General features: G+C 70.1%; 17 protein-coding genes and 1 pseudogene. 7 read left to right on the forward strand and 11 right to left on the reverse strand.

Features of this window, described 5'->3' with window-relative positions:
* Positions 1-64 precede the first annotated feature (64 nt).
* The 10 genes and pseudogenes from dxs to modA all read right to left on the reverse strand — a co-directional run bounded on the left by dxs (position 65) and on the right by modA (position 10,922).
* Entirely contained in the window at positions 65-1,960 is a 1,896-nt protein-coding gene (gene dxs / locus ACTHK2_RS12705) for a 1-deoxy-D-xylulose-5-phosphate synthase (RefSeq protein ID WP_440246091.1), read from the reverse strand.
* A gap of 109 nt (positions 1,961-2,069) precedes the next feature.
* On the reverse strand, positions 2,070-3,938 hold the full coding sequence (locus tag ACTHK2_RS12710) for a chloride channel protein (RefSeq protein WP_440246092.1): 1,869 nt from the start codon (positions 3,936-3,938) through the stop codon (positions 2,070-2,072).
* 50 nt (positions 3,939-3,988) lie between these two features.
* Entirely contained in the window at positions 3,989-4,690 is a 702-nt protein-coding gene (locus ACTHK2_RS12715) for an ion channel (RefSeq protein ID WP_440246093.1), read from the reverse strand.
* 2 nt (positions 4,691-4,692) lie between these two features.
* The gene (locus ACTHK2_RS12720) at positions 4,693-5,286 is read right to left on the reverse strand and encodes an HNH endonuclease (RefSeq protein WP_440246094.1); all 594 of its coding nucleotides are present in this window, start codon (positions 5,284-5,286) and stop codon (positions 4,693-4,695) included.
* Positions 5,287-5,393: 107 nt separating this feature from the next.
* A complete protein-coding gene (locus ACTHK2_RS12725; protein WP_440246095.1) occupies positions 5,394-5,885 on the reverse strand; it encodes an N-acetyltransferase family protein in 492 nt (163 codons plus the stop codon).
* A gap of 267 nt (positions 5,886-6,152) precedes the next feature.
* Positions 6,153-7,943, reverse strand: a complete 1,791-nt coding sequence (locus ACTHK2_RS12730) for an acyl-CoA dehydrogenase C-terminal domain-containing protein (protein WP_440246096.1) — start codon at positions 7,941-7,943, stop codon at positions 6,153-6,155.
* A 234-nt stretch (positions 7,944-8,177) separates the two neighbouring features.
* Positions 8,178-8,621 carry a hypothetical protein gene (locus ACTHK2_RS12735; RefSeq protein ID WP_440246097.1) on the reverse strand — a complete coding sequence of 148 codons (444 nt, stop codon included), beginning with the start codon at positions 8,619-8,621 and terminating at the stop codon, positions 8,178-8,180.
* A 151-nt stretch (positions 8,622-8,772) separates the two neighbouring features.
* Positions 8,773-9,375 (reverse strand): annotated as a pseudogene (locus ACTHK2_RS12740) (ATP-binding cassette domain-containing protein); the annotation flags it as partial.
* Positions 9,372-10,058: a molybdate ABC transporter permease subunit gene (gene modB, locus ACTHK2_RS12745; RefSeq protein WP_440246113.1), complete on the reverse strand. Its 687-nt coding sequence runs from the start codon at positions 10,056-10,058 to the stop codon at positions 9,372-9,374. The pseudogene ACTHK2_RS12740 and the gene modB, both read right to left, overlap by 4 nt.
* Positions 10,059-10,130: 72 nt before the next feature.
* Positions 10,131-10,922 carry a molybdate ABC transporter substrate-binding protein gene (gene modA / locus ACTHK2_RS12750; protein WP_440246098.1) on the reverse strand — a complete coding sequence of 264 codons (792 nt, stop codon included), beginning with the start codon at positions 10,920-10,922 and terminating at the stop codon, positions 10,131-10,133.
* Positions 10,923-11,093: 171 nt separating this feature from the next.
* Here modA and ACTHK2_RS12755 point away from each other — a divergent pair, with 171 nt between their 5' ends.
* Positions 11,094-11,456, forward strand: a complete 363-nt coding sequence (locus ACTHK2_RS12755) for a winged helix-turn-helix domain-containing protein (protein ID WP_440246099.1) — start codon at positions 11,094-11,096, stop codon at positions 11,454-11,456.
* Between the two features lie 166 nt (positions 11,457-11,622).
* Positions 11,623-12,816, forward strand: coding sequence for an OprO/OprP family phosphate-selective porin (locus ACTHK2_RS12760; RefSeq protein WP_440246100.1), 1,194 nt, complete (start codon positions 11,623-11,625; stop codon positions 12,814-12,816).
* A gap of 57 nt (positions 12,817-12,873) precedes the next feature.
* Here the strand turns inward: ACTHK2_RS12760 and ACTHK2_RS12765 are convergent, their stop codons facing one another.
* A complete protein-coding gene (locus ACTHK2_RS12765; RefSeq protein WP_440246101.1) occupies positions 12,874-14,016 on the reverse strand; it encodes an alpha/beta fold hydrolase in 1,143 nt (380 codons plus the stop codon).
* Positions 14,017-14,233: 217 nt separating this feature from the next.
* Between ACTHK2_RS12765 and ACTHK2_RS12770 the strand changes: the two genes are divergently transcribed.
* The 5 genes from ACTHK2_RS12770 (at position 14,234) to ACTHK2_RS12790 (ending at position 21,181) form a co-directional block, all read left to right on the forward strand.
* Positions 14,234-14,989, forward strand: a complete 756-nt coding sequence (locus ACTHK2_RS12770; RefSeq protein ID WP_440246102.1) for a DUF2884 family protein — start codon at positions 14,234-14,236, stop codon at positions 14,987-14,989.
* A 135-nt stretch (positions 14,990-15,124) separates the two neighbouring features.
* On the forward strand, positions 15,125-16,945 hold the full coding sequence (gene recQ / locus ACTHK2_RS12775) for a DNA helicase RecQ (protein ID WP_440246103.1): 1,821 nt from the start codon (positions 15,125-15,127) through the stop codon (positions 16,943-16,945).
* A gap of 77 nt (positions 16,946-17,022) precedes the next feature.
* Positions 17,023-18,489, forward strand: coding sequence for a hypothetical protein (locus ACTHK2_RS12780; RefSeq protein ID WP_440246104.1), 1,467 nt, complete (start codon positions 17,023-17,025; stop codon positions 18,487-18,489).
* A gap of 242 nt (positions 18,490-18,731) precedes the next feature.
* Positions 18,732-20,054, forward strand: coding sequence for a TolC family protein (locus ACTHK2_RS12785; protein WP_440246105.1), 1,323 nt, complete (start codon positions 18,732-18,734; stop codon positions 20,052-20,054).
* Positions 20,054-21,181: an FtsX-like permease family protein gene (locus ACTHK2_RS12790; RefSeq protein WP_440246106.1), complete on the forward strand. Its 1,128-nt coding sequence runs from the start codon at positions 20,054-20,056 to the stop codon at positions 21,179-21,181. The genes ACTHK2_RS12785 and ACTHK2_RS12790 overlap by 1 nt, the downstream gene beginning before the upstream one ends.

Raw genomic sequence — 21,181 nt, forward strand, 5'->3', positions numbered from 1 at the left:
TCTTCGTGTGCTTCGTGTTTCAGGTTTTGCTTGCTTCGCTTTCCACGCGTGCTCGCGACGCCCGTCAACCTGCGCTGCGCAGCGGCGGGGCGAGCGTGAGGTTGGGGAAGCGGCGGCGGATCGCGGCTTCGATGCCGGCGGCGTCGAGGCCGTCGCTGGCGAGCAGTTCTTCGCGGCTCGCGTGTTCGAGGAAACGATCGGAGAGGCCGAGGTGCAGCACGGGCAGGCTGATCGCGTGCGTCGAGAGCGCCTCGGCGACCGCGCTGCCGGCGCCGCCCATGATCGCGTTGTCCTCCACCGTGACGAACGCCGCATGCGACCCCGCGAGTTCGACCAGCATCGCCTCGTCGAGCGGCTTCACGAAACGCATGTTGACGAGCGTGGCGTCGAGCGCTTCGGCCACCCTCATGCACGGCGCGACCATCGCGCCGAATGCGAGCACGGCGATGCCGTGGCCGTGGCGGCGCAGGTCCGCCCTGCCGACCGGCAGCGGCAGCAGTTCCTTCGAGATCGCCGCGCCGGTGCCGCTGCCGCGCGGATAACGCACCGCAGCCGGACCCTGGTGCAGGAACCCGGTCGTGAGCATGCGCCGGCATTCGTCCTCGTCGGCGGGCGCCATCACGAGCATGTTCGGGATGCAGCGCAGGTACGAGAGGTCGAAGCTCCCCGCATGCGTCGCGCCGTCGGGGCCGACGAGGCCGGCGCGATCGATCGCGAACAGCACGTCCAGATCCTGCAGCGCGACGTCGTGGACGAGCTGGTCGTACGCGCGCTGCAGGAACGTCGAGTAGATCGCGACGACCGGCTTGGCGCCTTCGCAGGCCATGCCCGCGGCGAGCGTGACCGCATGCTGCTCGGCGATGCCGACGTCGAAGTAGCGCTGCGGGAATTCCTTCGAGAAGCGCACGAGGCCCGAACCTTCGCGCATCGCGGGCGTGATGCCGTACAGGCGCTCGTCGGCGGCGGCCATGTCGCACAACCAGTCGCCGAAGATCTCGGTATAGGTGGGTTTGGACGCGCCGCCCTTCTTGATGACGCCGGCCTCGGGATCGAACGGGCCGACCGCGTGGTACTCGATCTGCTCGCGCTCGGCCGGCGCGTAACCCTTGCCCTTGGTCGTGATCACGTGCAGCAGCTGCGGACCCTTGAGGTCCCTGAGCGTGCGCAGGGTCGATACGAGCTGCGGCAGGTCGTGGCCGTCGATCGGGCCGGTGTAGTGGAAGCCCAGTTCCTCGAACAGCGTCGAGGGAACGAACATGCCCTTGGCGTGTTCTTCCCAGCGCTTGGCGAAGCGCCACAGGAAGCCGCCGCGCCTCATCATCTGCTTGCCGCGCTCGCGGATGTTGTTGAGCGTGCGGCTCGCCATCAGGCGGGCGAGCATCTTGGTCAGCGCGCCGACGTTCTCGCTGATCGACATCTGGTTGTCGTTGAGGATCACCAGCAGGTCGGCCTCGACGTCACCACCGTGGTTCAGTGCCTCGAACGCCATGCCCGCGGTCATCGCGCCGTCGCCGATCACGGCGACGACCTTGCGCGGATCGCCCTTGCGTTGCGCGGCGATCGCCATGCCGAGAGCGGCCGAAATGGACGTCGACGAGTGGCCGACGCCGAACGTGTCGTATTCGCTCTCGTCGCGCTTGGGGAACGGCGCCACGCCGTCCTTCTTCTTCACCGTCGTGATGCGGTCGCGACGTCCGGTGAGGATCTTGTGCGGGTATCCCTGGTGGCCGACGTCCCAGACCAGCCGGTCGACCGGCGTGTCGTACAGCCAGTGCAGTGCCACGGTGAGCTCGATCACGCCGAGGTTCGCGCCGAAATGGCCGCCCGAGGCCGCCACCGACTCGATCAGGTAGGCACGCAGCTCGCGCGCGACGTCGCCGAGCTCGGATTCGGGGAAGGTGCGCAGGTCCGCCGGGGTTTCGATGCGGGCGAGGCGCGGATAGCGCTGCGGGTCGATCATGGGAACGCCAGTATGCAAGCGTGATATTGTCGGCCACCGGCGTTTTTCCGGCAACAACAGGGTCTGAATCGGCCTTGCGGCTGGCCGGCGCCGGCTGCCGGATTCGCCGTCAGGCCTTGCGTGCACGCATGCGCAGGTGGCGCGAGGCCTCGTTCGCCTCGCGCAGGCGCCGCGCATGCGCCGCCAGCAGGTCGCCGCGCGTGAGGATTCCGACCATCGCGTGCGGAGCCCCGGGCGCGACGACGATCAGCCGGCCGACGTTCTGGGCGACCATGTGGTCGGCGGCCTCGCGGAGCGAATGATCCTCGCGCACGAGGATCGGTTCGCGCCGCACCATGTCGCCGACGCGGTGCATGTCGGGCAGTTTCACGTCGAGCAGGTCGCGCCGGGTGAGCACGCCATGCACATGGCCTTCGCCGTCGAGGACCGGATAGCCCTGGTGCTGCGCCTCGGGCTTGCCGGAATTGAGCCAGCGGCGGATGTCGCCGAGACGGTCGCCGGTTTGCAGCGACACGACGTCGCGCGTGCACGCCTCGCCCGCCGTGACCTGTTCGAGGAAGTCCGCTGCGTACTCGCTCGGGACGCGCACGCCACGACGCGCGATCTTCTCGGTCATGATCGTATTGCGCATCAGCAATGCGGAAATCAGGTAGGCCGCGGTGCAGCCGCCGATCAGCGGCAGCAGGCCGACCGGCTGGCGCGTCGTCTCGAACGCGAACACGATCGAGGCGAGCAGCGCGCGCGACGCTCCGGCGAAGATCGCCGCCATGCCGACGAGGCCCGCGATGCGTGGATCGACGCCGAGCTGCGGCGCGAGTGCCGCGACGGCGATGCCGGCGAGCGCGCCGAGCGCACCGCCGATCGTGAACAGCGGCGCGAGCGTGCCGCCCGAGGTGCCGCTGCCGAGCGCGATCGACCACGACAGGAATTTCATCACGCACAGCGAGGCGAGGACCGCGATGCCGAGCCGGCCGGCGACGATGTCCTCGATGTTCGTGTAACCGACTCCGAGCGTGAGCGGTGCATGCCAGCCGATCAGCCCGACCGCGAGCCCGCCGATCGCCGGCCACCACATCCAGTGGATCGGCAGTCTCTCGAACAGGTCCTCGATGCCGTAGACGATGCGCGTGGTGCCGACGCTGACGAGGCCGATCAGCGCGCCGAGCGCGACGTAGAACGCGAGCGCGACGCCGCCGGGTTCGGGCAGCGGCGGCATCGGGAATACGGGCGCGGAGCCGACCAGCACGTGCCGCACGCCGGTCGCGACCACCGTCGCGAGCGCGACCGGGATCAGCGAGCGGGGCTTGAGTTCGAACAGCAGCAACTCGACCGCGAGGATGATCGCCGACAGCGGCGAACCGAACACCGCGGCCATGCCCGCCGCGGCGCCGGCCGCGAGCAGCGTCTTGCGCTCGATAGCGGTCACGCGCAGCAACTGGCCAAACAGTGAGCCGAGCGCGCCACCGGTGGCGATGATCGGCCCCTCGGCGCCGAACGGGCCGCCCGTGCCGATCGCCACCGCCGACGACAGCGGCTTGAGGAACGTGATGCGCGGCGGGATCTTCGATTCGTTGAGCAGCACCTGCTCCATCGCCTCGGGAATGCCGTGGCCTCGGATCGCGCGCGAACCCCAGCGCGCCATCACGCCGACGACGAGGCCGCCCACGGCCGGCACGACGATGACCCACGCGCCGAGATGGTGCGCGGCCGGCGAGCTGAAGGCGGTCGACCAGCGTCCGTAGAACGCGAGGTTGGTGACGACGCCGATCAGCGCGGTGAGGAGCTGCGCGATCAGTGCGGCGGCCGCGGCGATCACGCCAGCGACGAGGCTGACGACGACGACGCGGCGATCGACGAGGGTCGAGCGCCGCGGCATGCGCGCGGCGTCGAGGCTGTCGCCGAGCGACGGCGCGACCGGCAGCGCGTCGGTGCTCGCGAGCGCCTCGATGCGCGGCGGATGCGGGTTCGGTTCGGTCATGGCGGGCAGCGAGCGGGCGGGAAGCCCGCAATCATAGCGCCGCGTTCCGCTCAGCGTTCCGAGCGCGACAGCACCGTCAGCCCGATCAGCCGCGAAACGACGAGGGTGAGGTACATCACGCCGATGAAGATTTCCAGGCTCGCGAGTGCGCGCGCATGCGGCGTGAGCGGCACGACGTCGCCGATGCCGGTGCTCGACAGCAGCACGAAGCTGAGGAACAGGAGCTCGGTCCAGCTGCGCGGCGCCGCGGCATCGATCACTGCGCCGAAGCAGCCCGGCTGCAGCGCCTGGCAGGCCATGAATACATGTGCAAACGCCCACGCGAGCAGGGTGAAGGTGGCGCCGGCAGCGAACAGTTCGTCGCTGGTCGCGCGCCGGTCGGCGAGCATGTAGGCGACGAGGCAGGCGGCCGCATGGAAGTAGAACAGCGCTTCGAGCATGGCCGACCACGGCGCGAGCCAGGCCACGCCGCCGGCCGTCGCGACGAGGTTGGAGGCGACCGCCGGCACCGCGAGCGCGAGCGCGACGATGAAGCGCGCATGGCCCGCGGTGCGATGGACCATGCGCATCGCCAGCAGCAGCACGACCGCGCCGAACGCGCCGAACCATGCGGCGCCGGCCGGCGTGCCCTCGACGAACGGATAGGCGAGCAGCGCCAGGAGCTGCCCGAGCAGCAGGATCGCCGAAGGATGCTGGCCGATGCGCGCGAGCAGGCGCAGGCGCGCCCAGCGCGCGGCGGTGTCGGTCGGCACGGCTACTGTGGGCGGCGGTCGCGCGGCAGGTGGTTGACCAGGAATTCCATCTGGTCGGCGAGGATGTTGCGGTTCGACAGGATCAGGTGTTCGACCCAGCTCGGCCGGTACGGCACCGCGAGCAGTGGCATGCCGGCCTGCTGCGGCGTGCGGTTGCCTTTCTTCACGTTGCACGACCAACACGCGGTGACCACGTTGACCCAGGTGTCGCGGCCGCCCTTGGACACCGGCTGCACGTGGTCGCGCGTGAGTTCGCCGCGACTGAAGTGCTCGCCGCAGTAGAGGCAGAGCATGCGGTCGCGCGCGAACAGGGCGGCATTGGTCAGCGCGGGCGCGGGATCGATGGCGTGCGGGCGCACATGCCCGGTACTGGCGACGATCGGATGCAGGTCGAGCACGCTCTGCTCGCCGCTGCGCTGGTTGTAGCCGCCGTGGATCGTCAGGCACGGATCGCCGAGGGTCCAGGCGACCGCGCCGCGTACGTAGAGGCACACCGCATCCTGCCAGCTCATCCAGTCGAGGATGCGCCCGGTGGCGTCCAGGGACAGGACGCGGGTGCTGTGGATGTCGCCGGAAGTTCTGACTTCCGCAAGCATCGTGACCTCCGTTCTCGATACGAAACCGGTGGCGAGCCCCGCCGTGCCGGCCGGGACCGCCCGGAGCATAGAACAAAAGGGAGATGGCAGGAAATTGACGTCCGGTTTCAGCGGACCGGCTTGGCCATGCGCAGCACGTCGACGCCGAAGCCGTGGTGCTCGTACAGCGCGCGGGCGCGCGCATTGCCGGGGAACACGGCGAGAGTGAGGTGGCGGCAATGATGCGCGCGCGCCCAGGCTTCGGCGTGCGCGAGCAGGGTGGCGCCGATGCCTTGGCCATCGAAGCCCGGCGCGACGGCGAGATCGGAGATGTGGCAGTTCTGCGCCGCAGTGAAGTAGTCGGTCACCACCTGCAGGTGCAGGAATGCGACGCGCTCGCCGTCCTCGTTCTCGGCGACGAATACGTGCGAGCCGGGCGGCTGTTCGGCGAGATGGCGTTCGATGTCGCTGCGGATGCCTTGCGCGCATTCACCGCGCCGACGCCAGGGCGGCAGTTCGAATTCGACGAAACGGCCGACGAGGCCGAGGATGAACGCGTCGTCGTCCGCTGCCGCGAGGCGGATCGACAGATCGGTGCGGACGTCGCGGGTCGAGGCCATGGAGTGGTTCGGCGGACGATAGTCTGCGATCGATGGTACGACAACGCAGGTTGTGCGCTCCACGGGTCGGCAAGCCGTCTTCGCAGTCTTCGCATGCGCACACGGGAGCCGTTCGCGTCGGGCGCGATTCGCGCATCGAGGCGTCGAAACGCCCGCGTGCCCGTGAGCCTTCGACGCCGGCCCTGCGGGCCTGCGCCCCGGGGCGAACGGAAGGGAATTCGAACCCGGGACGAGCGAGCCCTCAGCCCTCACCCTTGACCCAAGCCCTCACCCGAACTGCCCGTCCTCCATTTCCAGCAGATTCGCAGCGCCGCTGCGCATCGCCGCCGCGTGCGCCTGCGTTCGCGGCAGGATGCGCGCGTAGAAGAAGCGTGCAGTCGCACGCTTGGCCGCCTTGAACTCGGCGGCATGCGTGGACGCATCGGCGGCGGCGACGCTGCGTGCCCACAGGTAGGCGAGCGCGATGTAGCCGGAATAGAAGAGATAGTCGTATGCAGCCGCGCCCATTTCCTCCGGATTCGCCGCCGCGCGCTTGCCGAGTTCGAGCGTGAGCTCGCCCCATTCCTTCGCCGCGGCGCCGAGGGGCGCGATGAACTCGGCGAGCGCGGCGTTGCCCGCATGCTTCGCGCAGAACGCGCCGATCTCGGCGAGGAAGTGCTTGAGCCCGGCGCCTTGCAACTGCATGACCTTGCGGCCGAGCAGGTCGATGGCCTGGATCTGCGTCGTGCCTTCGTACAGCGTCGTGATGCGCGCGTCGCGCGCGAACTGCTCCATGCCGTGCTCGACGATGAAGCCATGCCCGCCGAACACCTGCAGCGCATGGTAGGTGCACTCGATGCCGGTTTCGGTGAGCAGCCCCTTCACGATCGGCGTGAGGAACGACACCAGCGCCTGCGCGCGTTCGCGCTCGGCCGCATCGGTCGAGTGCCTGGCGATGTCTTCCTGCAGGTAGGCGTAAAGCGCGAGCGCGCGTTCGCCTTCGGCGAATGCTTTCTGGGTGAGCAGCATGCGTCGAACGTCGGGATGCACGATCAGTGGATCGGCCGGTTTGTCCGGGAACTTGGGCCCCGACAGCGAGCGCATCTGCAGGCGGTCGCGCGCATAAGCGAGTGCGTTCTGGTAGGCGCGTTCGGTGAGGCCGAGCCCTTGCAGGCCGACCGCGAGGCGCGCGGTGTTCATCATCGTGAACATCGCCGCGAGTCCCTTGTTCGGCTGGCCGACGAGCCAGCCTTCGGCGCCATCGAAATTCATGACGCACGTGACCGATCCGTGGATGCCCATCTTGTGTTCGATCGAGCCGCAGGCGAGCGCATTGCGTTCGCCGACCGTGCCGTCGCGCGCGACCTTGAACTTCGGCACGAGGAACAGCGAGATGCCTTTCACGCCCGCGGGCGCGTCCGGCAGGCGCGCGAGCACGAGATGCAGGATGTTGTCGACGAAATCGTGCTCGCCCGCGGTGATGAAGATCTTCGTGCCGCTGATGCGCCAGCTGCCGTCGGCGGCGGGCTCCGCGCGCGTCTTGAGCAGGCCGAGGTCGGTGCCGCAATGCGGCTCGGTCAGGCACATCGTGCCGGTCCAGGTCCCCGCGACGAGTGGCTTGAGGAACACCTCGCGCTGCCAGTCCTCGCCGTGGTGCTCGAGCGCCGACGACGCGCCGTGCGAGAGCATCGGATAGTTGCCCCACGAGAGGTTCGCCGAGTCGACCATTTCCTTGAGCGACGCGCCGAGCGTTTCGGGAAGACCTTGGCCGCCGAACTCCGGCGCCGCGGTGAGGCCGATCCAGCCGCCGTCGACGTACTTGGCGAATGCGTCCTTGAAGCCTTTGGGCGTGCGCACGCTCTGCGTCGCCTTGTCGTAGCTGCAGCCCTCGGCATCGCCACTCTGGTTCAGCGGCGCGAGCACCTGCTCGGCGAATTTCGCCGCCTCCTCCAACACGGCATCGATGACGTCGCGGGTCGCATCGGCGCAGCCGGGCAGGCGTGCGTAGGTGGTCGTCACGTCGAGCACGTCGTGCAGCGCGAAGCGCAGGTCGGCGAGCGGGGCGGTGTAGCGGCTCATGGCAGGTTCCTCGGAAGCGCTTCGCGCGGGCGGCCGAAGCGGGCGGACGGATTCGAACGATCGTTTGAATCAGCGGCTAGCCTAACCAATTGCGCGGATCGCGACTAGGTCCATCGGAGCAGGAAGGGCGCGCCGCCGGGGCTACGGCACCGTCATGGTTGTCCGCCGTCCGACGGCAGGGCAGGCTGTGGTAATGGCGCGCGTCGCGCCGAGGCGACGTGCGCCGCGCGTCCCTCAGCGGTAGGTGTTCGGCACGCCGGGCACCGGCGTCAACCGACTCGCCGTCTCGAACTTGAAGCTTTCCTTCGGCTCGCTGGTCTCGATCGTGCCCTTGAGCGCGTAAGCGATGTCGGTGCCGAACGCGACCTTCGCGTTCGGGCGGAACGTCGCCTCGACGACGTCGCCATTGTTGCCGAGGATGTCGATGTCGGGCGTGGCTTCGAGTCGGCCGACTTCCTTGCCGTCGATCGAGAGGCCGGCGTCGATGCGGCTGTATCGCATCGGGAACGTGCTGTAGTTCTGGATGCGCAACGCGAGCTTCCAGCTGCCATCCGGCTGCACGGCCAGTTGCTGGATCGACGCCGTCGAAGGATGCACCTTGCGCGGCGGCCCGCCGCTGCCGCAGGCGGCGAGCTGGCCGATCAGGAGCATCACGAGGAAAGCGCGGCGCAGCAACATGGCGACCTCGAACGATCGTTGCATCGGACGCGTAGCCTAGCGAATGCGCCCGCCTGCGGCCAGCCGGAACGGATGTTCAGCCCACGGAGGTCGCACGTGCGTGGCCTGAGGCGAACTCGGCGACCGGCTGCTGGCGCACGACGCGGCCTGCATCGATGCGCACGACCTCGTCGGCGAGCGCGGCGACTTCGTCGGCATGATGGCTCACGAGCACGGTGAATACGCGCAGCTCGTGCTTGAGCCGGCGCAGGTGATCGAGCACCTGCAGCCGCGCCTGCGCGTGCAGGCCGGTCAGCGGCTCGTCGAGCAGCAGCGCGCGCGGATCGGAAAGAAGGGCGCGCCCGATCGCGACGCGCTGGCGCTCGCCGCCCGAAAGGCTGTCCGGCCGCCTTCCGAGCAAGGCGCCGAGGCCGAGCAGCTCGACCATCATCGCGAACTGCGCGTGCGGTCCCACGACGCCGTAGAGCAGGTTGCGCCGCACGTCCAGATGCGGGAACAGCCGGCCGTCCTGGAACACGTAGCCGATGCGCCGCCGCGCCATGGGCACGGCGATGGCACGTTCGGTGTCGAGCAGCACCTCGCCGTCGATCGCGATGCGCCCGGACTGCGGGGCGAGCAGCCCGGCGATCGCGTTGAGCACGCTCGTCTTGCCGGCGCCGGAGTCGCCGTAGAGTGCGAGCGTGCGCGCGTCGGAGTGGAACGCGAGATTGAGTTCGAGGTCGGCGTAGGCGTGGCGCAACGCGAGTTCGATCAAGCCGGCGTCCTCCGCCACGGCGCGCCGCCCGCGATGAAGGTGGCGGCCGCGCTCGCGCCGAGCGCCACGACGAGCGAGACCAGCGCGAGGCGATGCACGCCGGGCATGCCGCCCGGCGTGTTGAGCAGTTCGTAGATCGCGATCGGCAGCGTGCGCGTCTCGCCCGGGATGTTCGACACGAAGCTGATCGTCGCACCGAACTCGCCGAATGCGCGCGCGAATGCGAGCACGCAACCGGCCGCGATGCCGCGCAGCGACAACGGCAGCGTGATCGTCGCGAAGCGCCGCCAGGCACCTGCACCGAGCGTCTCGGCGGCCGCCTCGAGGCGACGGTCGACGTTGTCGAACGCGACGCGGACGGTCAGCACGAGCAGCGGGAAACCCATCACCGCGGCCGCGATCACCGCACCGGTCCAGCGGAACGCGACGACGATGCCGGCCTGCTCGAGCAATGCGCCGAGGGGTCCGTGGCGCCCGAGCAGAGCGAGCAGCGCATACCCGGTGACGACCGGCGGCAGGATCAGCGGCAGGAACAGCAGCGATTCGAGCAGCAGTCGGCCGCGGAAACGCCGGCGAGACATCATCCAGGCGAGCGCGAGCGCGAACGGCAGCGAGGCAAGCACGCTGAGCAGGGCGACGCGCAGGCTGAGCGCGAGTGCCTGCCATTCGTCGGGCGCGAGCATGTTCACGGCCGCGTCGTCCGGCCCGCCGCGCGAGCGGCGCCGTGCTGGGCGGGCACCCGGACCGGTTGCCGGTTACTTCGGCGGTGCATCGAAGCCATGGTCGCGGAAGATCGCCTGTCCCGCCGGAGCGTGCAACAGCTCGAGCAGCTTGCGTGCGGCAGGCGTGTCGTGGCCGGCGAGGATCGCGGCGGGGTAGACGATCGGTGCGTGGGTCGCGTCCGGGAAGGTCGCGACGACGCGCACGGCGGGCTCGGACACCGCGTCGGAGCGGTAGACGATGCCGAGCGCGGCCTCGCCGCGCGCGACGAAGTTGAGCGCGGCGCGCACGTTGTCGGCCGACACGACGCGCGCGGCGACCGCGTCCCACGCGCCGAGTCGCGTCAGCGCGGCCTTGGCGTACTTGCCCGCGGGCACGCTGTTCGGCTCGGCCAGCGCGAGGTGGCCGTCCTCGCCGAGTGCGGCCGCGAGCGCGAAGCCGGGCGCGACGTCGAGTTTCACCGTGTGCTCCTTCGGCGCGACCAGCACGAGCGCGTTGCCGACGAGATTCGCGCGCGTGCCCTCGACGAGGAGCTTGCGCTGCTCGACATGGTCCATCCAGTCCTGGTCGGCGGAGACGAACAGCGCGGCCGGCGCGCCCGCCTCGATTTGCCTTGCGAGCTGCGAACTCGCCGCGTAACTCGCTTTCGCGCCGAGTGCCACGGCTTGCGGCGTCGAAAGGATCGCGTCGAGCGACGGCTTGAGGCTCGCCGCGGCGAACACCAGCAGCTCGTCCGCGCGCGCAGGGGATCCTGCGAGCAACGCGAATGCGAGCAGGCCGTGCAGGGCGAGGCGCAGCAGGCGGCCCGGGCGTGGTGCGTGACGCATCCGGCGTGCTCCTTTTCGATATTCCCGGTAGAACATAACGCCAGTCGGCTCGGCGCGCGAGTCGCCACCGTGCGCCGATGCGGCGACGAGCGGCCGGCATCCGCGCGGCGGCGTGGACGCGCTCGCGACGCGCGCGCATGATCGCCCTTCCGTGTCCGCACGAGCGCCGCGATGGCCCGCACGAAGCCGCCTGCATCGATCCACCTGCGCGTGATGCCGGCGCCCGGCGTCGCGCTCGGGCCCGGCAAATGCGACCTGCTCGCGGGTATCCGCGAGACCGGGTCGATCGCGGCCGCAGGCCGGCGCATGCGCATGAGCTATCGCCGTGCGTGGCAGCTCGTCGAGGAACTGAACCGGAGTTTCCGCGGCCCGCTGGTCGAGGCGAGCAAGGGCGGCAGCGGTGGCGGTGGCGCGCGCCTGACGCGCCTCGGCGACAGCGTGCTCGACCGCTACGAGCGCATGCGCGTGGCCGCCGACGCGGCCGTAGCGACCGACCTCGCCGCCCTGCGGCGACTCGTCGCACGCGACGACTGACCGCGCGACATTCGACCGCGGCAGAGGCGCGCATCGCCGTGCCTTGCGATATATCCGTGCGAACATATCGCAAGGTCGACCGGCATGTCGTTAGAACCAGCGGTCAGTTCCGCCATGGCGTGCCGCGGCACAGCATCTTTCGCACTTCCACGGGGACACGAGCGCCATGAACCAGGCAAGCCTGCGCGCGACGATCGCGCTACTCCTCGCCGCCGCGCCCGCGCCGGCGAGCGCCTACGACCGCGAAGACTGGCCGGTGCACTACACGTTCGGCGACGGCACGGACGTCGGCCTGACCGCCGTCTACCGCTACGACATCAACCAGTTCAGCGAGGATCGCCGGGCCGGCGGCAGCGCCGCGTTCGAGGATTCGCACACGAACCGGCGCAAGGAACTCGGCCTCACCCTGAGGAAGAAGGGCGTGTACGAGGCGATCGTCGACTACGAGTACCAGGGCAAGAGCTGGCTCGACACCAACGTGCGCGTGCAGTCCAGGCCGTTCCTCGGCACCGACATCGGCGCATTCCGTTTCGGCTACTCGAAGACGCCGGTGTCGTTCGAAGGCGTGACCGGCACCAAGGCGACCTCGTTCCTCGAACTCGCGTTGCCTGCGCAGGCGATCTTCGAAGGCCGTCGCACGGGCATCGACTGGCAGTTCGAGCGCCCCGCTTACATCGTCAACCTCGGCTACTACTGGGGCCAGGACCTGCTCGGCGACAACGACGGCACGACCGTCGGCGGTCGCGTCGCGTGGACGCCGCGCAAGGCCGAGGGCGACGTCGTCCACCTCGGCTTCTCGACATCGCGCGAGGATCGCGACGGCACCACCGATGGGCGCGGCGTGCACCACGATCCGAGCGTGCGCCTGTCGACGCCGCCGGAGACGGGACTGACGCCCGTGCGCCTGGTCGACACGGGCTCGCTGTCGAAAGCCGACCGAGTCGATCGCAGCGGCTTCGAGGCACTGTGGATAGCAGGCCCGTGGTCGGTGCAGGGCGAGCTGTTGCGCGCCGACGTGTCGCGCTTCGGCGGCAACCCGGACTTCGCGGCCAGCGGCGGCTACGTGTTCGGCAGCTGGGTGCTCACCGGGGAGTCACGACCGTACAGTGGCGGGAATGTCGGCAACATCAAGCCGAAAGGCCGCTGGGGCGCGTGGGAATTGCTGCTGCGCTACAGCGCGCTCGATCTGAACGATGGCCCCGTCCGCGGCGGCAAGGAACACGACTGGACGCTCGGTGCGAACTGGTACCTGACCCAGCACTTCAAGTTCCAGGCGAACTACATCCAGGCGACCAGCGACAAGGGCAACCTCTCGCTCGACCCTCGCATCTTCGAACTGCGCGCGCAGATCCAGTTCTGAACACGCGCGGGCAACCTGCACGAGGGGTGCGCAGGCACGCCTGCGCAGCCCCGGGGTTCAGCCTTGCGCGAACCATGCATGGAGCTGCTCGTACACGCGCGGGTCGGTCGTGAGCTCCATGTGGCCCATGCGGGTGAACACCGTGCGGCTCCCTTCCGGAAGCGCCGCTCGATGCCGTGCGGTGGTGCCTGCGAGCGCGCTCGATATGGGAACAAGGCCATCGCCGATCCATTCGGGGACGGCGCCGGCGCTCCGCGCGGCCAGCGTCGCGGCGACGAGATGCCAGCGCACGCGGTCGGCGAACGGCAACGGGCACGGGGCCTGCGTGCCGGCGCCGTCTTCGCGATCGAGGTCGCTCGCCCAGCCCGCGCGCAGGTCCTTGACGCCGGCGCTGCGCACGTCCGCGACCGCGGCGAGCGCGCGGGTGACGGGCGTTGCGGCGAGCAGCCTCGGGAATGAGCTTCCGACGCGCTCGAGTGGAGCGCCCCGATGCGGCGTCCCGAGGCAGGCGACGGCGTCGAGGTCGCCTGCCCAGTCGAGCCGGTGGCGCCGTGCGTGTTCGCACGCGCTGCGGCAGACGAGGCCCCCCATGCTGTGGCCGACCAGCAGCAGGCGTCGCGGCAGGCGCGTACGCGATTCGTGCAATGCCTGCAGCAGCAGCGACAGGTCGCGGCCGTTGGCGGAAATACGCCGCCCGCTGTTGTAGCGCAGTTGCAGCGCGTGGGCCGGGAGATCGCGTTCGAGACGTTCGCCGAACCCCGCGCCATCGGCGCCGCGCCAGTGCAGGTCGTTCATGCCGAGGCCGTGCACGAACAGCACGATGCTGCCGCCTGCCGCATCGATCGCCTGTTGCAGTCGTGCGGAACGGGCATCGAGGACATCGCCGTCGCGGCACAGGCTCATCGGCAATGCGAGTGGATTCGCGCTTGCTTCGAGGTGGTCGCCGATCGCGCCGTTGAGTGCGGCGAGCCACGCGAGGGGGCCCGCGCCGACCCGCCGGTCCGCGCCAGGTGCACGCGCATCCCCGAGCAGGGCGGCGAGCCCCTCGTTGCCGCGGCGGACGACGGCGGCGACGTCGCGGACGCGCGCATAGGTGAAGCGGGTCGCGCCCATCAGGAGAGTGCCGCCGGGCACTCGGTCGGCAATGCCGCCGGCGATCGCCAGATGCGTCTGTTCGACGGCCGCGATGGCCCCGATCAAGCCCTCACCGGCGAGCTGGGCCGCGCCACGCAGCCATGTCGCGTTCGAGTCCATCCGCACGGTATGCCACGGATGGGTGGAGCAAATGCACGATTCCGGCCGGGCCAGGCCTTCAGGCAGGGTGCCGTCCGTCACCCCGACCGAAGGCACGCGCGCGCGTTAAACCATCCGGCGATCCTCTGCATCGAAGGGCCGACACCCGAGAGGAGGATTGCGCATGTTCCGTTTTGCCTGCACGGCGGCGTTCGCGCTCGCCGGTATTTCCGTCGCGCATGCCGGGATCGACCTGCACGGCGCCGACTGCGGCCTGCACAGCGACTACTCGATGGCGATCAAGCCGGATGCGCTCGTGTTCACGCGCAATGGCGGGCCGGCGGCCGAAATCGTCATCGCGCACGGCACCCTGCGCGTCGACGGTCGCGAGATCGAACTCGGCACCGCCGACCGCGAGCGCGTGCTCGGCATCGAGCATGGCGTGCGCGACGTGCTGCCGCAGGTGCGCGAGATCGCGCACGACGCAATCCAGATCGCATTCGACGCCGTCACCGAAGTGTCGGGCGCATTCGCCAAGGACGCCGAGACCGCGCGCGCGAGCGCACAGCGACTCGCGCGCGTGTCGGCGGACGTCCATCGCCAGATCGACGCGAACGAAAACCTCTCGGCGTGGAAGTACGAGGATCTCGATCGGCTCATCGCCGAGGGCGTCGGCACGCTCGTCGCCGAAGTCGTCGGCAACGTCGCCGGCCAGGCCGTCAGCGTCGCCCTCAGCGGCGACGAAAAGGCCGCCGCCGAACTCCAGGCGCGCGCGGACGGCATCGACGACAAGGTCGAGCGCATCGTCGCCAAGCGCAGCAAGGAGCTCGAAACGCGGGCCAGCAGCGTGTGCGCGCGCCTGCGCACCCTCGCGCGGCTGGAGGCCGAACTCGAGGCGCGGCCGCTCGGGCGCCGCCTCGACCTCGTGCGCGTCGACTGAACCGCGCCACTGCGGCGACGGCAGCGGGTGCCGTCGTCGCGGCCCGGCGCGCGCTCTCGCGACGGCGGAACATTCCTGCGCGCGCGTGCGCGATTGCCTGATGCAACTTGCGGGGCGGCACACTAGCATTGCGCGATGGCATCGCGCGCAGAACAGGTTCTCCAGTCCGTCTTCGGTTATCCCGCGTTCCGCGGCGAGCAGCAGGCGATCATCGAACACGTGGCCGGTGGCGGCGACGCGCTGGTCCTGATGCCGACCGGCGGCGGCAAGTCGCTGTGCTACCAGATTCCCGCGCTGCTGCGCGACGGCTGCGCGATCGTCGTGTCGCCACTGATCGCTCTGATGCAGGACCAGGTCGACGCGCTGCGCCAGCTCGGCGTCGAAGCGGCGTTCCTCAATTCGAGCCTCGACGCCGCGGCCCAGCGCGAGGTCGAGCGGCGCTTCGCCGAGGGAGCGCTGAAACTGCTCTACGTCGCGCCCGAGCGCCTGCTCACCGAGCGTTGCCTCGACCTCGTCGCGCGTGCCGGGGTCGCGTTGTTCGCGATCGACGAGGCGCATTGCGTATCGCAGTGGGGGCACGACTTCCGCCCCGAATACCGCCAGCTGACCCTGCTGCACGAACGCTTCCCGTCGATTCCGCGCATCGCGCTCACCGCGACCGCCGACGCGCCGACGCGGCGCGAGATCGTCGAGCGCCTCGCGCTCGAGTCCGCGCGTGAATTCGTCGCCAGCTTCGACCGACCCAACATCCGCTATCGCGTGGTCGAGAAGGACGATGCGCGTCGACAGCTCAAAGATTTCCTCGGCGCGCATGCGGGCGAGTCGGGCATCGTCTATTGCCTGTCGCGCCGCAAGGTCGACGACATCGCCGAATGGCTCGCCGGCGAGGGCGTCACCGCGCTGCCGTACCACGCCGGCATGGATGCCGGCCTGCGTGCGCGCAACCAGCAGCGCTTCCTGCGCGAGGACGGCGTCGTGATGGTCGCGACGATCGCGTTCGGCATGGGCATCGACAAGCCCGACGTGCGATTCGTCGCGCATGTCGACCTGCCCAAGAGCATGGAAGGCTACTACCAGGAGACCGGGCGCGCCGGACGCGACGGCCTGCCCGCCGACGCGTGGCTTTGCTATGGCCTCGCCGACGTCGTCACACTGGCGCAGTTCATCGCGCAGTCCGAGTCGGGCGAGGAACGCAAGCGCGTCGAGCGGCGCAAGCTCGACGAACTCCTCGGCTACGCGGAGACGACCGCATGCCGGCGCCAGCGGCTGCTCGCCTATTTCGGCGAGACACTCGGCGAGCCATGCGGCAATTGCGACAACTGCCTGGATCCGCCCGAGACCTGGGATGCGAGCATCGTCGCGCAGAAGGCGCTCTCGTGCGTGTATCGCACCGGCCAACGCTTCGGCGTCGGCCATCTCACGGCGGTGCTGCGCGGCGAAGCCGACGACCGGGTGCGGAGCCTCGGGCACGACCGGCTCAGCACGTACGGCGTCGGCACCGAACTCGACAAGCAGCAATGGCGCGGCGTGTTCCGCCAACTCGTCGCGACCGGCCTGCTCACGCCGGACGACGAGGGCTACGGCACGTTGCGACTCACCCCGGCGAGCCGCGCGGTGCTGCGCGGCGAGCAGCCGGTGCACCTGCGCCGGCAGGCCGATCGCGGCGAGCGGCGCGCACGCCGGCAGCAGGCGCGCGGCGATCGCGCACGCACGAGCCTCGACATTGCGACGCACGAGGCGCCGCTGTGGGACGCGTTGCGCGGCCTGCGCGCGCGACTGGCGAAAGAGCAGGGCGTGCCTGCCTACGTGATCTTCCACGACGCGACCCTGCTCGCGATGCTGCGCGAGCGTCCGCAGACGTTGGGCGCACTCGGCGCGATCAGCGGCGTCGGCGAGCGCAAGCTCGAGCGCTACGGCGAAGCCTTCCTCGACGCGTTGAACGCGCGCGCGGCCTGAGCGGCGCCGGCGCGGCATGTCCGAACCGCAACCGGTTCGGCGTTCCCCGTCACCGTCCGCACTCAGGAATCCGCGTCATGAAGACTTCGAACGCCCGTGTCGTTCCGCCCAGTTCCTCGCTGCGCCCGCTCGCCGCCTGCATGGCCGCGTGCCTGTCCGTCACCGCGCCCGCGCTGCACGCGGGTTCGCGCCTGGACGCCTTGCGCGCGCACGTGAGCGATGGCCGCGTCGTCGTGCCGCCGGCCCTGCTGCAACACCTGCTCGGCACGGCCGAGTCCGCGGCGCCCGCCCGGCCGTCGTCGACGCGGGTCGTCACCAACTGCGACGACAGCGGCGCAGGCAGCCTGCGCGACACGATCGGTGCGGCGCTCACCGACGATACGATCGACCTCACGCAGCTCACGTGCAGCCGCATCACCCTCACGAGCGGCGCGATCTACTTCGCGCAGAACAATCTCGCGATACAGGGCCCGGGCGCGAACCGGCTCGTGATCGACGGTGATCTGCATGACGGCATCTTCGTCGACCTCGGCACGGGTACGGTCGAGGTATCGGGCGTCATGATGGAAAACAGCTTCAAGTACCGCACGACCGACGACGCGCTCGGCGGTTGCGTACATGCGCAGGGTAGCGTCGTGCTCGACCGCGTGCTCATGCGCAACTGCAACGCGCTGAGCACCGGGAACCGCGCCGCGCTCGGTGGCGCGGTATGGGCGGGAGCAGGGGTGGTGCTGCAGGACAGCGTCATCACTGGCAGCATGGCCAAGGCGACGGGCTGGGGCTACGCCAGCGGCGGCGCCGTCTATGCGCGCGACGGGCTGGTCAGCAAGTACAGCACGATTTCCAACAACGTCGCGATCAGCGAAAGCGCGACGCCCTCGTTCGGCGGTGGCCTGTTCATCTGGAACGGCGGCCTCGTGCTCGGCTCGACGATCTCCGGCAACCAGGCCGCGCGCATGGGCGGCATCGCCACCAAGGGTGATCCGAGCTACACGCTGACGATGGTCAACAGCACCGTGTCCGACAATGTCGCCAACCGGTTCGGCGGCATCTTCTCGGTCGGCAAGCTCAACCTCTACAACAGCACGATCGCGTTCAACACCTCGCACGAGTGGGACGTCGGCCTCGGCTACTACCTCGGAGCCGGCGTGCACATCAGCGTCCCCGGTGAAATGGACAGCACGATCATCGCCAACAACGTCAACACGGCTGCGCCCTTGCAGTATCCGACCGTGGACCTGACCGGCAAGGCAGGGGCGGGCTTCAACGGCGGCCACAACAACGTGATGCTCTGCGGCGCGCCCTGCCCGAACGACACCACGCACGACGATCCGGGCCTGGGCCCGCTCAAGGACCAGGGAGGCTCGACGCGCACGCGCCGACCGACACCGGGCATCTGGGACACGTTCGGTGGCAACAACGTGCTCGGTTGGGCATGGGACCAGCGCGGCGTCGGCTATCCGCGCCAGTCACCACCCGACTGGCCGGAGATCGGCGCGCTGCAGATCAACTCCGAGCTCATCTTCGCGAACGGCTTCAACTGACGTCGACACGACGGACCTTGCGCCCGCGGGGTCGCCTGCAGGCGCGGCGCGACGCCGCGCCGTGCCTGCGGGCGCGCCGTGGGACAGCGCGGTTCGGTTAGACTGCGTGCGGCCGCCACTGGCGGCCGCTGCCCGCACGTCGACCGCACCGCATGCCCGATCCCCGCACGCCGAAAACGCCGCGCACCCCGCTTCGTCGCCGTGCGCCGCTCGTCGCCGTGCTCCTCCTCGGCGGATGCGCAGTGGCGCCGTTGCCGCCGCTGCAGCGCGATGCGCCGAGCACGTGGCAGCACGCGGATCGCGTCGACGCGCCGGCGCCGGACCTGCGCGGCTGGTGGAAGGCATTCGGCGACACCGAGCTCGATCGCCTCGTCGATGCCGCGCTCGCCGACAATCTCGGCATCGCCCAGGCCCGCCTCCGGATCGAGGCCGCGCGCCTGCTGGATGCGCATGCGAACGACGCGTCGTTGCCGCAGTTCGGCTTCCGCACCTACGCCGAGCCGACGCCCGACAGCAGCGCGAGTTATTTCCAGGCGGGCTTCGACGCCAAATGGGAGTTCGGCCTGTTCGGTCGCGCGCAAAGCCGCGCGCGCGTGTGCGCCGGCGATCTCGGCATCGCCGAGAGCGAGGCGCAGGCCGCGCGTGTGAGCGTCGTCGCCGAAGTCGTGCGCACGTACGTCGAGCTGCGCGGCGCCGAACGCCGCCTCGAATTGCTCGAACGCATCGCGGCGCAGGCCGGACGCAGGCGCGACTTGCTGGCGACGCGCGAGCGATTGCACCTCGCTGCCGCACGCGAAGTCGCGCATGCGCGCGACGACGAGGCGGCCGCACAGGCGGCGTTGGCCGAACCGCGTGCGGCGATCGTGCGTGCGCGCCGGCAGCTCGCCGCCCTGCTCGCGCGCGACGACGAGGAGGGGGTGGCCAGCGGCGCACCACCCGTGCTCGGCGTGACGGCGGCGGCGATCGATGTGCTGCCGGCCGATCTCTTGCGCACGCGCCCGGAGATCCGCCGCGCCGAGCATGAAGTCGAGAAGGCCGCCGGCGAACTCGGCATCGCCGAATCGGATCTGTATCCGCACATCGGCCTTGGTGGCGCGTTGACCTACGCCGCGCGCGTGATCGGCCACACGCGTCTGTCGAACGCGGACGGCATCGTCACGTTCGGCCCCGCGATCGAGATTCCGTTGTTCGACTGGGGCGCGCGCCACGCTGCGAAGGATGCGAGGGCCAGGGCGCTGCAGGCCAGCGTGCTCGCCTATCGCCAGGCCGTGCTCGATGGCGTCGCCGAGGTCGAGACGGCGATGGCCGCGCTGCATGAACGCACGCGTGCCGCCGGCGCACTGCGCGACGGCGCGGCGGCACTCGGCGACGAGGCGCACTCGACCGCGGCACTGCAGCGCCTCGGGCTCGCCGACGGCATCGACACCGCCGCGTCGGACACGGCCGCGCTGCAGGCCCAGCTCGATCTCCTCGCGGCGGAGCAGGAGCGCAGCCTCGCGTTCGTCGCGTTGTACAAGGCGCTCGGCGGCGCGCCGCTGCCGTCCGCTCAAGGCGGTACCGGCTGATGGTGCCGCTCGCACGCAAGACGCTCGTGCACGAATGGCGGCGCTTCCTGCCGTCCGCGCTCGCGGTCGCGTTCTCGGGCCTGCTGCTGCTCGTGCAGGCGGCGCTCGTGTTCGGCATCTTCAACAGCTCCGCGGTGTACATCCGCAAGTCCGGCGGCGATCTCTGGCTCGGCTATCCCGGCACGCAGAGCATCGAACTCGGCCGGCCGATCCCGCAGCAGGCGGAGATCGCCGCGCTGATGGACCCGGCGGTCGAGCGGGTCGAGCCGTTCGACTGGATCGACGGCGACTGGCGTGGTCCCGCCGACAAGGGGGGCGTGTCGGTGTTCGTGTCCGGCATCGACACGCGCGCCGATGCGCTCATGTTCGCCGATGCGCTCACGCCCGGGCTGCGTGCGCGGCTCGACGAGCCCGACGGCGTGATCGTCGATCGCGCAGATCTCCCCAAGCTCGGCCTCGACGTCGGCGGACAGGCGGTCGTCAACGGTCATCGCGTGCGGATCGTCGGCGTCGGCAGCGGCCTGCGTGCGCTCGGTGGCGTCAACATCGTCACCTCGCTCGCGACCTCACGCCGCCTCGCCGACGGCGACAGCGGCGGCCGCGTCGCCTACTACGTGGTCAAGCTGCGCGCCGGCAGCGACGCGGCGGCCGTGCGCAAGCGCCTGCAGCCGCACGGGCAGCGCACGTTCGAGGTGTGGACGCGCGACGCGTTCGCGCGGCGCGCGGTCAGTTACTGGATGTTCGAGACCGGCGCGGGCCTCGGCGTGGTGTTGCTCGCGATCGTCGTTGTCGTGGTCGGCGCGTTGATCACGAGCCAGACCTTGATGGGCGCGGTCGCCGGCTCGATCCGCGAGTATGCGACGCTGCATGCCCTCGGCGTCGGTTTCGCGCGCCTGCGGCGCGTCGTGCTCGAGCAAGCCGCATGGGTCGGCGCGTTCGGCCTTCTCGTCGGCGGCGTCGCCACCGCCGTCGTGGTCCTGCTCGCGCACCGGCGCGACGTGCCCGTGCAACTGGACATCGTCACCGTCGCGGTCTGTGCGACGCTGGTGATGGGCATCGCCTTGCTGTCCGGTCTTGCCGCCGTGCGCGCATTGCGCCACGCCGATCCGGCGTTGCTGCTGCGCTGA

The sequence above is a fragment of the Dokdonella sp. genome (genome assembly GCF_051958935.1).
Lineage (GTDB): Bacteria > Pseudomonadota > Gammaproteobacteria > Xanthomonadales > Rhodanobacteraceae > Dokdonella_A.

Excerpts from the sequence above, each read along its gene's own strand:
- dxs (WP_440246091.1), bottom strand. The coding sequence starts at position 1,960 with ATGATCGACCCGCAGCGCTATCCGCGCCTCGCCCGCATCGAAACCCCG.
- ACTHK2_RS12710 (WP_440246092.1), bottom strand. The coding sequence starts at position 3,938 with ATGACCGAACCGAACCCGCATCCGCCGCGCATCGAGGCGCTCGCGAGC.
- ACTHK2_RS12720 (WP_440246094.1), bottom strand. The coding sequence starts at position 5,286 with ATGCTTGCGGAAGTCAGAACTTCCGGCGACATCCACAGCACCCGCGTC.
- ACTHK2_RS12725 (WP_440246095.1), bottom strand. The coding sequence starts at position 5,885 with ATGGCCTCGACCCGCGACGTCCGCACCGATCTGTCGATCCGCCTCGCG.
- ACTHK2_RS12730 (WP_440246096.1), bottom strand. The coding sequence starts at position 7,943 with ATGAGCCGCTACACCGCCCCGCTCGCCGACCTGCGCTTCGCGCTGCAC.
- ACTHK2_RS12735 (WP_440246097.1), bottom strand. The coding sequence starts at position 8,621 with ATGTTGCTGCGCCGCGCTTTCCTCGTGATGCTCCTGATCGGCCAGCTC.
- modB (WP_440246113.1), bottom strand. The coding sequence starts at position 10,058 with ATGCTCGCGCCCGACGAATGGCAGGCACTCGCGCTCAGCCTGCGCGTC.
- modA (WP_440246098.1), bottom strand. The coding sequence starts at position 10,922 with ATGCGTCACGCACCACGCCCGGGCCGCCTGCTGCGCCTCGCCCTGCAC.
- ACTHK2_RS12755 (WP_440246099.1), top strand. The coding sequence starts at position 11,094 with ATGGCCCGCACGAAGCCGCCTGCATCGATCCACCTGCGCGTGATGCCG.
- ACTHK2_RS12760 (WP_440246100.1), top strand. The coding sequence starts at position 11,623 with ATGAACCAGGCAAGCCTGCGCGCGACGATCGCGCTACTCCTCGCCGCC.
- ACTHK2_RS12770 (WP_440246102.1), top strand. The coding sequence starts at position 14,234 with ATGTTCCGTTTTGCCTGCACGGCGGCGTTCGCGCTCGCCGGTATTTCC.
- recQ (WP_440246103.1), top strand. The coding sequence starts at position 15,125 with ATGGCATCGCGCGCAGAACAGGTTCTCCAGTCCGTCTTCGGTTATCCC.
- ACTHK2_RS12780 (WP_440246104.1), top strand. The coding sequence starts at position 17,023 with ATGAAGACTTCGAACGCCCGTGTCGTTCCGCCCAGTTCCTCGCTGCGC.
- ACTHK2_RS12790 (WP_440246106.1), top strand. The coding sequence starts at position 20,054 with ATGGTGCCGCTCGCACGCAAGACGCTCGTGCACGAATGGCGGCGCTTC.